General features: G+C 58.6%; 12 protein-coding genes. 6 read left to right on the top strand and 6 right to left on the bottom strand.

All coding sequences use genetic code 11. From position 1 onward, the window contains the following. Positions 1–6 precede the first annotated feature (6 nt). The 5 genes from ACIP66_RS17000 (at position 7) to ACIP66_RS16980 (ending at position 3,840) form a co-directional block, all read left to right on the top strand. The gene (locus ACIP66_RS17000) at positions 7–705 is read left to right on the top strand and encodes a PspA/IM30 family protein (protein WP_053124296.1); all 699 of its coding nucleotides are present in this window, start codon (positions 7–9) and stop codon (positions 703–705) included. Between the two features lie 176 nt (positions 706–881). Then, entirely contained in the window at positions 882–1,532 is a 651-nt protein-coding gene (locus tag ACIP66_RS16995; protein ID WP_400649309.1) for a DUF2491 family protein, read from the top strand. A 15-nt stretch (positions 1,533–1,547) separates the two neighbouring features. Then, the gene (locus tag ACIP66_RS16990) at positions 1,548–1,973 is read left to right on the top strand and encodes a DUF350 domain-containing protein (RefSeq protein WP_053124298.1); all 426 of its coding nucleotides are present in this window, start codon (positions 1,548–1,550) and stop codon (positions 1,971–1,973) included. Between the two features lie 17 nt (positions 1,974–1,990). After that, the gene (locus tag ACIP66_RS16985; RefSeq protein ID WP_400649307.1) at positions 1,991–2,680 is read left to right on the top strand and encodes a DUF1190 domain-containing protein; all 690 of its coding nucleotides are present in this window, start codon (positions 1,991–1,993) and stop codon (positions 2,678–2,680) included. A 2-nt stretch (positions 2,681–2,682) separates the two neighbouring features. Further along, a complete protein-coding gene (locus ACIP66_RS16980; RefSeq protein ID WP_400649306.1) occupies positions 2,683–3,840 on the top strand; it encodes a glutathionylspermidine synthase family protein in 1,158 nt (385 codons plus the stop codon). A 69-nt stretch (positions 3,841–3,909) separates the two neighbouring features. Here the strand turns inward: ACIP66_RS16980 and ACIP66_RS16975 are convergent, their stop codons facing one another. The 3 genes from ACIP66_RS16975 to ACIP66_RS16965 form a co-directional block, all read right to left on the bottom strand. After that, positions 3,910–5,235: an acyltransferase family protein gene (locus ACIP66_RS16975; RefSeq protein WP_400649304.1), complete on the bottom strand. Its 1,326-nt coding sequence runs from the start codon at positions 5,233–5,235 to the stop codon at positions 3,910–3,912. 146 nt (positions 5,236–5,381) lie between these two features. Further along, positions 5,382–5,906: a single-stranded DNA-binding protein gene (locus ACIP66_RS16970; protein WP_400649301.1), complete on the bottom strand. Its 525-nt coding sequence runs from the start codon at positions 5,904–5,906 to the stop codon at positions 5,382–5,384. 9 nt (positions 5,907–5,915) lie between these two features. Beyond that, complete coding sequence (locus ACIP66_RS16965) at positions 5,916–7,313, bottom strand: MFS transporter (RefSeq protein WP_053124304.1); 1,398 nt, start codon at positions 7,311–7,313, stop codon at positions 5,916–5,918. Positions 7,314–7,504: 191 nt separating this feature from the next. Here ACIP66_RS16965 and uvrA point away from each other — a divergent pair, with 191 nt between their 5' ends. Further along, positions 7,505–10,339 carry an excinuclease ABC subunit UvrA gene (gene uvrA / locus ACIP66_RS16960; protein ID WP_400649298.1) on the top strand — a complete coding sequence of 945 codons (2,835 nt, stop codon included), beginning with the start codon at positions 7,505–7,507 and terminating at the stop codon, positions 10,337–10,339. 65 nt (positions 10,340–10,404) lie between these two features. Here the strand turns inward: uvrA and bfr are convergent, their stop codons facing one another. The 3 genes from bfr to ACIP66_RS16945 form a co-directional block, all read right to left on the bottom strand. Beyond that, a complete protein-coding gene (gene bfr / locus ACIP66_RS16955) occupies positions 10,405–10,872 on the bottom strand; it encodes a bacterioferritin (RefSeq protein ID WP_053124309.1) in 468 nt (155 codons plus the stop codon). A 149-nt stretch (positions 10,873–11,021) separates the two neighbouring features. Then, positions 11,022–12,476 carry a catalase gene (locus ACIP66_RS16950; RefSeq protein ID WP_400649296.1) on the bottom strand — a complete coding sequence of 485 codons (1,455 nt, stop codon included), beginning with the start codon at positions 12,474–12,476 and terminating at the stop codon, positions 11,022–11,024. Positions 12,477–12,717: 241 nt separating this feature from the next. Further along, positions 12,718–12,859, bottom strand: a 142-nt coding sequence (locus tag ACIP66_RS16945) for a bL17 family ribosomal protein (RefSeq protein ID WP_400649373.1), incomplete at its 5' end; no start/stop codon positions are given.

The following is a 12,859-nucleotide window of genomic DNA, read 5'->3' as shown; positions in this document are numbered from 1 at the left end:
AATCCAATGACTCAGTCCATCTGGAGCAAGTTGTTCACCGCACTGCGCGGCGGCGCCAATGAAGTCGGCGAATCGATCGTCGACCAACAGGCCCTGCGCATCCTCGATCAGGAAATCCGCGATGCCGACACCGCCCTGTCGAACGCACGTCGCGAGCTGGTCACCATCATGGCCAAGCACAAACTGGCCGCCGACCGTGTGAGCGAGTACGACGCCAAGATCAAGGATCTCGAAGCCAAGGCTGTGTCGGCGTTGAACGCTGGCCGTGAAGATCTGGCGCTGGAAGTGGCCGAAGCGATTTCGACCCTGACCAACGACCTCGATGCCGAGAAAAAGCAGAGCGACGAGTTTGGTGTCTACGCCGAAAACATGCGCAAAGACATCAACAAGGCCGAAGCCCGCATCAAGAGCCTGCGCCAGCAAGTCGACATGGCCAAGGCCCGCGACAGCGTGCAAAAGGCTCAGGTCAGTGCATCCATCGCCAGCGGCGGCGCCAATGGCAAACTGGAAACCGCCGTGGGTACGCTGAACCGCCTGCAAGCCAAACAGCAACAACGCGCTGCCGAACTGAGCGCTGCCGATGAACTGGCAGACGCCGCGACCGGCAATGACCTGGATCGCAAGCTGCAAGAAGCCGGCATCACGCCGAATGCTGGCAGCGCCAACGCGATCCTTGAGCGCCTGAAGCAGAAATCCGCTCAGTAACATCGCAACCTGCCCTGTGTAGGAGCTGCCGAAGGCTGCGATCTTTTGATCTTGTCTTTAAAAACAAAATCAAAAGATCGCAGCCTTCGGCAGCTCCTACATGGGATCCCGGCCCGGTACACTAGCCACGCTTTTTCCGCCGACGAACACTTCCACCCGCCTCAAGGAACGTACCCATGGGATGGTTTAAAGATTTGCTGGGCACCAGCAACTGGCAGACCGCTGCGCCGACACCGACCGTTGCCAGTGGCCCACTCGGCATGGCCCAGGGCAAGGCTGTCAGGTTCGATACGACGCTGGCGCTGTTGCTCGACGGTTCGACCACGGTGCGCGTGCCCTTCGATCAAGCGATCTGGAGCGCCGGTTGGGTCGACCTCGGCCAGTCCAACAAACTGCACCGCTATTACATGAACGACGAGGATTTTTGGCTGCAGATCCACGTTACCGGCGACGACCAGATCGAATCGGTCACGCTGTTCAACTACCTCAGTTACGTGACCGTCAACAGTGACGCCGAACTGCAGCGCCTGGCCGGCCCAAGTAGCGCGATCGGCCTGCCGACCTACACCCACGATGGCGTCGAGTACACCCGCGAATGGGGCACCGAACAGGGCCAGACCGAACTGGTGCCGATGACCGAACAAGTCATCAATCCGGACGAGTCCTACACCATCGAACACCACTCGATGCTCTACGCACGCGAAACCGGCCTGACCGATCGCCGCGAATTGCTGCTGTTCTCCGTCGAACAGGACGAAGAAGGCACCGTCAGCCTGAGCACCTCTTTGGGTATCTCGCTGTACACGACTGATCTGAGCCCCATCTAAAAAAGGAAGTTTTTCATGCTGGAAGTGCTGGCCGTTTCCCTGAACAAAACCGCGCTGGTCGGTTTCGTCGTCTACCTGATCGGCGCCGTGCTGCTGTTCATGCTGTTCCAATTCGTCTACACCCGCATCACCCCGCACAAAGAGTTCGAGTTGATTCGCTCCGGCAACGTCGCCGCCGCCATCGCCCTGTCCGGTGCGATCATCGGTTTCGCGATCCCGGCCAGCAACGTGATCGCCTTCTCGGTCAATGTCCTCGACTTCGTCCTTTGGGCGGTGATTGCCGCGGTTGTGCAACTGCTGGCATTCCTCGCCACCGGCCTGGTGCTCAAGGGCACCTCGCAGCGCATTGCCAACGGTGAAATCGCTTCGGGCATTTACGTGGCAGCGGTCGCCATCAGCGTCGGCATGCTTAACGCCGCGTGCATGACCCCGTCCAACTGACCGGCAGGAAGCCTTCGATGAAACGCAGTAAATATGTGCAGTTGTCCCTCGCCGCGTCGGTGGCCATGGCCATCTCCGGTGAAGCGGCAGCGGTCGAGCAGCCGCGCAACTTCCAGAGCGTGGAACAGTGCGTCGATGCCGAAGTGGCCGCCGATATCTGCTCCAACGCTTACGTCGCTGCCCTGACCGAACACCGGCGCATCGCCCCGGCGTACGACGACAAGGCCAAGTGCGACGCGGATTTCGCCGCCGATTGGTGTCAGAAAAATTCCGATGGCCGCTTCGTGCCGAAACTCGGCGGCTTCAAAGTGCCGCAGAACGGTGAACCGGCGCAGAACCTCGACGCCATCGCCGGTGCGCAAATGCCGGCGGGTGACGCAGCCGCCGCGCAGAATGTGCAAAACACTTCGCACACCTCCAGTGGCGGCGGCAGTGGCTGGCTGACCGGTTGGCTGATCGGCAACGCGATGAGCAACAACGTCAATCACACGGTGTACCGCGATCGCGACACGCGCCAGCCCTACAACACTTCGACGCAATACCGCAGAGCCGAAACGACGACGCGTAGCCAAACGGATTACGAAAGCAGCAAAAGCAAACCGGTCAACGTTGCCTCGTCGACCTCGCGCGGCGGCTTCGGTAGCCAGTCGAGTGCTCGCAGCGGTTGGGGTGGCTGGGGCAGCAGTTCCGGTCGTTCGAGCAGCTGACGATGAAGAAAACCCTCTGCGCCGAGCGCCCGGACTGGAAACAGACCGCCGAAAGCCTCGGCTTTATGTTTCACACCATCGACGACGAGCCCTACTGGGACGAAAGCGCGTACTACCAGTTCACGCTCGCGCAGATCGAAAACGATCTTGAGGATCCGACCACCGAGCTGCACGAGATGTGCATGGATCTGGTCGACCGCGTGGTTAACAGCGAAGAGTTGCTGGATCGTCTGAGCATCCCGGCGCCGTACTACGACATGATCCGCACCTCCTGGCGCGAAGGTCATCCGCATCTGTACGGGCGCATGGACTTTTCCTACAGCGGCAACGGCCCGGCGAAACTGCTGGAGCTCAACTACGACACGCCGACCAGCCTGTACGAGGCAGCGGCGTTTCAGTGGGGCTGGCTGGAGCAATGCATCGAGCGCGGCACGCTGCCGGCGAATGCCGACCAGTTCAACAGCATCGACACCAAACTGCATCAGGCCTTTGCCGAACTGAAGCTGACGCGGCCGTTCTATTTCTCTTCGATGAAAGACTCGATCGAAGACAAGGGCACCACCGATTACCTGCGGCTGATCGCAGAAAAAGTCGGCATCGAATCGCGGCACATCGACATTGAAGACATTGGCCTGACTTCTGAGGGCCGCTTTGTCGATCTGCAGGATCGCTGGATCCCGCACCTGTTCAAGCTGCACGCCTGGGAGTTCATCTTCCACGAACCTTTCGGCGCGGCGATTGCCGAGTGCGATACGCAGTTTTTTGAACCGGCGTGGAAGGCGATTCTGTCGAACAAAGGTGCGCTCCCTTTATTGTGGGAACTGCACAAGGGTCATCCGAACTTGCTCGCGGCGCACCTTGATCCAAACCCGGCCAGTGCGGTGCCCAAGGGTTGGGTGCGCAAGCCGTACTTTTCCCGTGAAGGCGCGAACATTGAGTTGCACACGGCTGAAGGTCTGATCGTCAAAGAGGACGGGCCCTACACCGATGCGCCGTTTATCCTGCAGGAATTCGCGCCGCTGCCGAAGTTTGGCGACAGCTACACGCTGATTGGTTCGTGGGTGATTGGCGATCAAGCCGCAGGCATTGGCGTGCGCGAAGACAACAGCCTGATCACCAAAGACTCGAGCCGCTTCCTGCCGCACCTGATCCTCGACTGAGTCATAGGCCACTTCTCAGCCATAAAAAAACCGTAGCGCGTGAGCTCTACGGTTTTTTTTCGCCCTCGGTCAAGACAGCTCTGTCGAGCGTACCGGACGATCTGCCGGGAGTTTGTCCCTGGCGGTTTCCGACGTGCTCACACCAGCCATTCTGCGCCGTGCGATTTCCGCGCCGCGACGACGCAGCGGAGTTTCGACAAAACGGTAGTTCAACTCGCTGCAGACCAACATGATCGCAAACGAGGTGAGCAACATTTCCACGGTGAACTCAGGCCCCAGTTCGACACCTCTGTCGCTGGCTACTCGACTCCAGATTTCGGTACTCAAGTGGTAGGCGAACATGTGTATCACGTACAAAGCGTAAGAACGCGAGCCTAGCCATTGGGCAATTCCACTCAAGAACGCCGGGCAGTAGACATAGCCTTTTTGATAACTGGAGAGCCAGACCAGAACCAATGCATTCAATGCGATCAGCCCCACCGCGATGGGCATGGCGATCAGTTGCCCGGCAATGGCCCCGAGCATGTACAGCAGGAACAGCGTCAACCCGAACCGCTTGATCAGGCTGGCGCCCAGCGCCACTGGCTCAATGTCTTTGTACAGTGAGGTGCGCGTGAACAGGCACAGAAGAATGCCCCACATCATCGCATCCAGACGGAACGAGAAGAGCATGGCCGCCGTTGGCCCGCCGAAGGCATAACGATTGAACGGGAACTGCACGGCAATCAGTGCGAGCAGGGCGATTACTCGCCAACGGGTGGATGTGATCAGCAGCAGAAACAGCGGGAAGATAAAGTAAAACTGCTCCTCCAGCGCCAGGCTCCAGTACACCGAGTTCGGCCCCAGCAGCACACCGTACTGGTTCGCCAGATTGCCGGTGAAGGTCGCGACGGCCGTGAAGCTGCGCAAATTATCGAACCACGACTGGAATGCATTCGACTGGTTGAAGAAGATCGAGAACGCCAGCGGAATCAATACCCACAGCCACGCCGTGGGCAGCAGGCGGTAGGCCCGCCGGATCCAGAACGAGGTGGCCGCGAGGCCGAATCGGCCCTGCTCACGATTTTTATCAAAATAATCGAGGTACGCTTTGCTGACCACGTAACCGGAAATGCAGAAAAAAAGGTCCACCCCTGACCACGGGGAAAACACATTGAACACTTTCTGCATGAAGTCGCTATGGAATGGCAACAACAACGAACTATGGGCCAACACCGTCATCAGGATGGCCACGCCGCGCAGATACTCGATTTCCTTGTTCTTGCTACTGCTCATCGTTTTCTCTTGTTTTTGTGATGGACGCAGCCCAGCTCCCCGGGATCCTGCTTTTGCAAAAAGGCGCCTGAATCTCCAGTCGCAGGTAAGGATCATGGTGCGACTGGCGGCAGCCTTCAAGACTCAGTGCGAAACTTTCCGTAACCAGACCAAACGACTCATCGGTCATGAGTTGAACGAGACGACATCTTTGGCCCGTCCAGAACGACAAAACCCCCGCAATGCGGGGGCTTCGAGGCTAAATCAAAGGTGATTCAGCGGGCAAATCAGAACGGGATATCGTCATCAAAACTGTCGAAATCCGGAGCCGGTTGCGGTGCGGCCTGCTGAGGAGCCGGGGCCGAACGCTGTTGCGTAGCCGACTGCTGCGGACGCGGCGCCTGCTGGCGTGGAGCCGGAGCGGACTGCTGATAGTTGTTGCCACCGCCTTGTTGGTCGCCCTGTTGTGGACGGCCGCCGAGCAGTTGCATGGTGCCTTGCATGTCGACCACGATTTCGGTGGTGTAACGCTTGATACCGTCTTTTTCCCACTCACGGGTCTGCAGCTTGCCTTCGATGTAAACCTGCGAACCCTTGCGCAGGTATTCGCCGGCGATTTCGGCGACTTTGCCGAACATCGAAACACGGTGCCACTCGGTCTTTTCGACCTTCTGACCGGTTTGCTTGTCGGTCCACTGTTCGCTGGTTGCCAGACTCAGGTTGGTCACGGCGTTACCGTTAGGCAGGTAGCGAACTTCGGGATCCTGGCCGCAAGTGCCGACCAATATGACTTTGTTAACCCCACGGGCCATAACGTTCTCCTAGGCGTCGCAAGCAGCCCCGGCCGGGTTGTTCACCAGGCGTTCGAGGGTGTCGCGATCCACTAATTCTTTGTCCAGTTTGATGTAAACAGCCGCTTCATCAGCAACTATCACTGCATCGGTTACCCCTACGAGGGCCTTGAGGCGCTCGACCAGACCCGCTTCGCGGATCGCCTCGGGCGACAACGGCAAGCGCAGGCTCGTCACGTAGGGAGGTTCGCGCATGGTAACAGCAAAGGCCAGCCAAAGTGCAGCCAGCCCGGCACATCCAAGGAACACAACCGACAGACCGCCATGCTGAAACAACCAGCCGCCGAGTATCCCGCCGAGTGCCGAACCAAGGAACTGGCTGGTGGAATACACGCCCATGGCCGTGCCCTTCCCGCCCGCCGGTGAAACCTTGCTGATCAGCGACGGCAATGAAGCCTCCAGCAGATTGAACGCGGTGAAAAACACCACCGTGCCGATCACCAGAGCCCGCAAGCTGTCACCGAACTGCCAGAAGAATAGCTCAGTCAGCATCAGCGTCGTCACGGCGCCGAGCAAAACTCGTTTCATTTTGCGTTTCTTCTCGCCATAGATGATGAACGGGATCATGGCGAAGAACGAAACCAGCAACGCGGTGAGGTAGACCCACCAGTGCTGTTCCTTGGGCAAACCGGCTTTTTCGACCAGTGCCAGAGGCAGCGCGACGAAGCTCGACATCAACATGGCATGTAACACAAAGATGCCCAGATCGAGGCGCAGCAGATCAGGATGTTTGAGCGTCGGCATCAACGCCTGACGCGCCACACCGGATTCGCGGTGAGTCAGCGGCCCGGTCGATTTCGGCACCATGAACATGACGATGACGATGCCCACCAGCGCCATGCCACCGGTGGCGAGAAACAGTCCGGACAAGCCAAACGCACGGGTCAGCAATGGCCCGACGACCATGGCCACGGCGAACGACAGACCAATCGTCATGCCGATCATGGCCATCGCTTTGGTACGGTGCTGCTCGCGAGTCAGGTCGGAAAGCAACGCCATGACCGCTGCGGAAATCGCCCCGGCGCCTTGCAGGATTCGCCCGGCGATCACGCCCCAGATCGAATCGGCCTGAGAGGCCAGCACGCTGCCGAGGGCGAAGACGATCAGCCCGAGGTAAATAACCGGGCGACGGCCAATGCGGTCGGAAATGACGCCGAACGGGATCTGAAAAATCGCCTGGGTCAGGCCGTAAGCGCCGATGGCCAACCCGATCAGGGCCGGGGTCGCTCCCGCCAAATCCATGCCGTAGGTTGCCAGTACCGGCAACACCATGAACATGCCAAGCATACGGAAGGCGAACACCAGGGCCAGACCGCTCGCTGCGCGGGTCTCGCTGCCACTCATGCGTTCGCTGTGGGGATCGTGCATGGATAAACCTCGTGTGAACCGGCGGCGATTCTACCAGTCCCATCGAAAGACGGGGTAGATCGCGACGCTTTGACGCGTACAGATGAAACACTCTTCATTCAGGGCAAACAACGCTACGCTTGATAGTGTGCATCCATCCAGTATTTGCCCGTATACTCTTACGCTTTCGACGCCCGCCGAGCGAGGCCACTTTGGACAAGATCCTGATACGTGGGGCCCGTACCCACAACCTGAAGAACATCGACCTGACCCTGCCACGGGACAAACTGATCGTCTTCACCGGCCTGTCCGGATCCGGCAAGTCGTCCCTGGCTTTCGACACACTGTACGCCGAAGGTCAGCGCCGCTATGTCGAATCGCTGTCGGCCTATGCCCGCCAGTTCCTGTCGATGATGGAAAAACCCGACGTCGACACCATTGAAGGCCTGTCGCCGGCGATTTCCATCGAACAGAAATCGACCTCGCACAACCCGCGATCCACGGTCGGCACCATCACCGAAATCTACGACTACCTGCGTCTGCTCTATGCACGCGTGGGTACGCCGCGCTGCCCGGATCACGATATTCCGCTGGAAGCGCAGACCGTCAGCCAGATGGTCGACCTGGTGCTGGCACAGCCCGAAGGCAGCAAACTGATGCTGCTGGCACCGGTGATCCGCGAGCGCAAAGGTGAACACCTTTCAGTTTTCGAAGAGCTGCGTGCGCAAGGTTTCGTCCGCGCGCGCGTCAACGGGCGTATTTGCGAGCTCGACGAGCTGCCGAAACTGGATAAACAGAAGAAGCACTCGATTGACGTGATCGTCGACCGCTTCAAGGTGCGCGCCGATCTGCAACAGCGTCTGGCCGAATCGTTCGAAACCGCGCTGAAACTGGCAGACGGCATCGCACTGGTTGCGCCGATGGACGACGAGCCGGGCGAAGAGATGATCTTCTCCGCACGCTTCGCCTGCCCGATCTGCGGCCACGCGATCAGCGAGCTGGAACCGAAGCTGTTCTCCTTCAACAACCCGGCCGGCGCCTGCCCGACGTGCGATGGTCTGGGGGTGAAGCAGTTCTTCGACATCAAGCGACTGGTCAACGGCGAGCTGACCCTGGCCGAGGGCGCGATACGCGGCTGGGATCGGCGCAACGTCTATTACTTCCAGATGCTGGGCTCGCTGGCGTCGCACTACAAGTTCAGCCTGGAAAAACCGTTCAACGAACTGACCGCCGAGCAGCAAAAACAAATCCTGCATGGCAGCGGCTCGCAGAACGTCGACTTCAAATATTTGAACGACCGTGGCGATATCGTCAAACGTTCGCACCCGTTCGAAGGCATCGTGCCGAATCTGGAACGTCGCTACCGTGAGACCGAATCGGCGAGCGTGCGCGAAGAGTTGGCCAAGTTCCTCAGCACCCAGTCCTGCCCGGATTGCCGTGGCACGCGTCTACGGCGTGAAGCACGCCATGTGTGGGTCGGCGAGAAGACACTGCCAGCGGTGACCAATCTGCCGATCGGCGATGCCTGCGTGTACTTCGGCGAACTGAAGATGACCGGGCGTCGCGGCGAGATCGCTGACAAGATTCTCAAGGAAATCCGCGAGCGTCTGCAATTCCTCGTCAACGTCGGTCTGGACTATCTGTCGCTGGATCGCAGCGCCGACACCCTGTCCGGCGGCGAAGCACAGCGTATTCGTCTGGCCAGCCAGATCGGTGCCGGCCTCGTCGGTGTTTTGTACATCCTCGATGAACCGTCGATTGGTCTGCACCAACGTGACAACGATCGCCTGCTCGGCACGCTCAAACATCTGCGTGACATCGGCAACACGGTGATCGTGGTTGAGCACGACGAAGATGCGATTCGTCTGGCCGACTATGTCGTGGATATTGGCCCGGGCGCCGGTGTGCACGGCGGGCAGATTGTTGCCGAAGGTACGCCGGCCGAAGTCATGGCGCACCCGGATTCCCTGACCGGTAAATACCTGTCGGGCCGGGTGAAGATTGAAGTGCCGGCCAAACGTACGCCACGCAACAAGAAGCTGACTCTGTCGCTCAAGGGCGCGCGCGGTAACAACCTGCGCAATGTCGACCTGGAAATTCCGATCGGCCTGCTGACCTGCGTGACTGGCGTGTCCGGCTCGGGCAAATCGACGCTGATCAACAACACGCTGTTTCCGCTGAGCGCCACCGCACTTAACGGCGCGACGACGCTGGAAGCCGCCGCGCATGACAGCATCAAGGGCCTGGAACATCTCGATAAAGTTGTCGACATCGACCAAAGCCCGATCGGTCGTACGCCGCGCTCCAACCCGGCGACGTACACCGGGCTGTTCACGCCAATCCGCGAGCTGTTTGCCGGCGTGCCCGAGTCGCGTTCCCGTGGTTACGGCCCGGGGCGTTTCTCGTTCAACGTCAAGGGCGGTCGCTGCGAGGCCTGCCAGGGCGACGGTCTGATCAAGGTCGAAATGCACTTCTTGCCGGACATCTATGTGCCGTGCGACGTGTGCAAGAGCAAGCGCTACAACCGCGAAACCCTTGAGATCAAATACAAGGGCAAGAATATCCACGAAACCCTCGAAATGACCATCGAGGAAGCGCGGGTGTTCTTCGATGCGGTGCCAGCGCTGGCGCGCAAGCTGCAAACGTTAATGGATGTCGGCCTGTCATACATCAAGCTCGGGCAGTCGGCGACCACGTTGTCCGGCGGTGAAGCGCAGCGCGTCAAGCTGTCCCGCGAGCTGTCGAAGCGCGACACCGGCAAAACTCTGTACATCCTCGACGAGCCGACCACAGGCCTGCACTTCGCGGATATCCAGCAATTGCTCGACGTGCTGCACCGCCTGCGCGATCACGGCAACACCGTGGTGGTGATCGAGCACAACCTCGACGTGATCAAGACGGCCGACTGGCTGGTCGATCTCGGGCCGGAGGGTGGTTCCAAGGGTGGGCAGATCATCGCCGTGGGTACGCCGGAGCAAGTGGCCGAGATGAAACAGTCTCACACTGGCCATTACCTCAAGCCGTTGCTGATCCGCGATCGGGCTTAAACGCCGGGAATGAAAAAGCCCCTGTCACTTCAACAGTGACAGGGGCTTTTTTGTACCTACTGCGATCAGGAGGTGTGCGATTGCAGGTAGTTCTCGAGACCGATCAGTTTGATCAGGCCCAACTGCTTTTCCAGCCAGTAGGTGTGATCTTCTTCGGTGTCGTTCAACTGCACACGCAGGATTTCGCGGCTGACGTAATCTTTGTGCTGCTCGCACAGCTCAATGCCTTTGCACAGCGCTGCACGAACTTTGTACTCAAGGCGCAGATCCGCTTCGAGCATCTCCGGCACAGTACTGCCGACATCCAGATCATCCGGACGCATGCGCGGTGTGCCTTCGAGCATCAGAATGCGGCGCATCAACGCATCAGCGTGACCCGCTTCTTCTTCCATCTCGTGATTGATTCGCTCGTAGAGCTTGGTGAACCCCCAGTCCTCATACATCCGCGAATGAACGAAATATTGATCACGCGCGGCCAGTTCGCCGGTCAGCAACGTGTTGAGGTAATCGATTACGTCTGGGTGGCCTTGCATCGCCCTACATCTCCCTACTTGAAAGGCTGTAGTTTGAACCAACCTGACCTGAAGGTCACCCGTTTAGCGCAATAAAAGCGAAGATATTCTGAGAAAAGCAGCCTAAATAACGCAAAAACCGCCCAAATGAGGGCGGTTCTGCTTCTCGTTTAGACTTCGTTAAGCTGTACGTTGAGCAGCTTTGCGATTGCTTCTCCATACGCCGGATCGGCTTTGTAGAAATGCTGCAACTGGCGATCAACGACATCGCTCGAAACACCACTCATTGCACCGGCAATGTTGCTGACCAGCAGTGCTCTTTGATCGTCGCTCATCAACCGGAACAGCGCACCGGCGTGGCTGTAGTAATCGGTGTCTTCGCGGTGATCGTAACGATCAGCCGAGCCGCTCAGGGCCAGCGCAGGCTCGGCGTAATGCGGAGCTTGTTTCGGCGATTCGATGTAGCTGTTCGGCTCGTAGTTAGGCGCCGCACCACCGTTGCTGCCGAACGCCATCGAACCGTCGCGCTGGTAAGTATTTACCGGGCTACGTGGCGCGTTCACCGGCAGCTGCTGGTGATTGGTGCCTACGCGGTAGCGATGCGCATCGGCGTAAGCGAAGACGCGACCTTGCAGCATGCGATCCGGCGACAGACCGACACCTGGCACCATATTGCTTGGGCCGAACGCGGCTTGTTCAACTTCAGCGAAGTAGTTCTGCGGGTTGCGATTCAGTTCCAGCTCGCCCACTTCGATCAGCGGGAATTCTTTCTGCGACCAGGTTTTGGTCACGTCGAACGGGTTCTCGTAATGCGCCGCCGCTTGCGCCTCGGTCATGATCTGAATGCACACGCGCCATTTCGGGAAATCACCACGCTCGATCGCTTCGAACAGATCGCGCTGGGCGTAATCCGGATCTGTTCCGGCAACACGGGCAGCATCCGCAGGCGCCAGATTCTTGATGCCTTGTTTTGTCTTGTAGTGCCACTTCACCCAGTGACGCTCGCCTTGCGCACTGATGAGGCTGTACGTGTGACTGCCGAAGCCGTGCATGTGACGGTAGCCGTCAGGAATGCCGCGATCGGAGAACAGAATGGTCACCTGGTGCAGCGCCTCAGGCGAATGCGACCAGAAGTCCCACATCATCTGCGCGCTTTTCAGATTGCTTTGCGGCAGGCGCTTTTGCGTGTGAATGAAGTCCGGGAATTTCAGAGGATCACGGATGAAGAACACCGGGGTGTTGTTGCCAACGATGTCCCAGTTGCCTTCCTCGGTATAGAACTTCAGCGCGAAGCCACGTGGATCTCGCTCGGTGTCGGCAGAACCACGTTCGCCACCCACGGTAGAGAAACGCAGGAACGTCGGGGTTTGTTTGCCTACAGATTCAAACAGTTTGGCTCTGGTGTACTCGGTGATATCACGAGTGACAGTGAACGTGCCGTAAGCGCCCGAGCCTTTAGCGTGGACACGACGTTCAGGAATGTTTTCACGATTGAAGTGAGCAAGTTTCTCGAGCAGGTGGAAATCGTCGAGAAGCAGCGGGCCACGTGGGCCGGCGGAGCGAGAATTCTGGTTATCAGCGACAGGTGCGCCACTGGCGGTCGTAAGCGTTTTGATCTGGCTCATACGGTCTTCTTCCTCTGTCAGTCTTGGAACTGCCGGCTAATCGGCTTGGTGGGAAGTATTGATCATCGACGTGAGAGCCACAAATTCATTAACTCGTGCACATCGATAGATAATTACTAATTATGATTCCCGCCCCATGGTGACAGCTGACCTATGTCAGAAGCTTGTACGAACAGCGCATTTTTCATGCAGACACAAAAAACCGGGCACTAGGCCCGGTTCTTTGTTTCAGACTGACGTCTTACTCGGCGGATACAGCTTCGCCAGCAGTAGCACGATCAACCAACTCGACGTACGCCATAGGCGCGTTGTCGCCAGTGCGGAAACCGCACTTGAGGATGCGCAGGTAGCCACCCTCACGGGTAGCGTAACGCTTGCCCAGG

Origin of the sequence: Pseudomonas sp. NPDC088429, assembly GCF_044753305.1 — a bacterium.
GTDB classification, from domain to species: Bacteria; Pseudomonadota; Gammaproteobacteria; order Pseudomonadales; family Pseudomonadaceae; genus Aquipseudomonas; species Aquipseudomonas rustica.
Note: the sequence above shows the minus strand (reverse complement) of the source record. Positions and strands in the feature narration are given on the sequence as shown.

What these genes read in the sequence shown, in the direction of transcription:
- ACIP66_RS17000 (WP_053124296.1), top strand. Translation starts at nt 7, where the DNA reads ATGACTCAGTCCATCTGGAGCAAGTTGTTCACCGCACTGCGCGGCGGC.
- ACIP66_RS16995 (WP_400649309.1), top strand. Translation starts at nt 882, where the DNA reads ATGGGATGGTTTAAAGATTTGCTGGGCACCAGCAACTGGCAGACCGCT.
- ACIP66_RS16990 (WP_053124298.1), top strand. Translation starts at nt 1,548, where the DNA reads ATGCTGGAAGTGCTGGCCGTTTCCCTGAACAAAACCGCGCTGGTCGGT.
- ACIP66_RS16985 (WP_400649307.1), top strand. Translation starts at nt 1,991, where the DNA reads ATGAAACGCAGTAAATATGTGCAGTTGTCCCTCGCCGCGTCGGTGGCC.
- ACIP66_RS16980 (WP_400649306.1), top strand. Translation starts at nt 2,683, where the DNA reads ATGAAGAAAACCCTCTGCGCCGAGCGCCCGGACTGGAAACAGACCGCC.
- ACIP66_RS16970 (WP_400649301.1), bottom strand. Translation starts at nt 5,906, where the DNA reads ATGGCCCGTGGGGTTAACAAAGTCATATTGGTCGGCACTTGCGGCCAG.
- ACIP66_RS16965 (WP_053124304.1), bottom strand. Translation starts at nt 7,313, where the DNA reads ATGCACGATCCCCACAGCGAACGCATGAGTGGCAGCGAGACCCGCGCA.
- bfr (WP_053124309.1), bottom strand. Translation starts at nt 10,872, where the DNA reads ATGCAAGGCCACCCAGACGTAATCGATTACCTCAACACGTTGCTGACC.
- ACIP66_RS16950 (WP_400649296.1), bottom strand. Translation starts at nt 12,476, where the DNA reads ATGAGCCAGATCAAAACGCTTACGACCGCCAGTGGCGCACCTGTCGCT.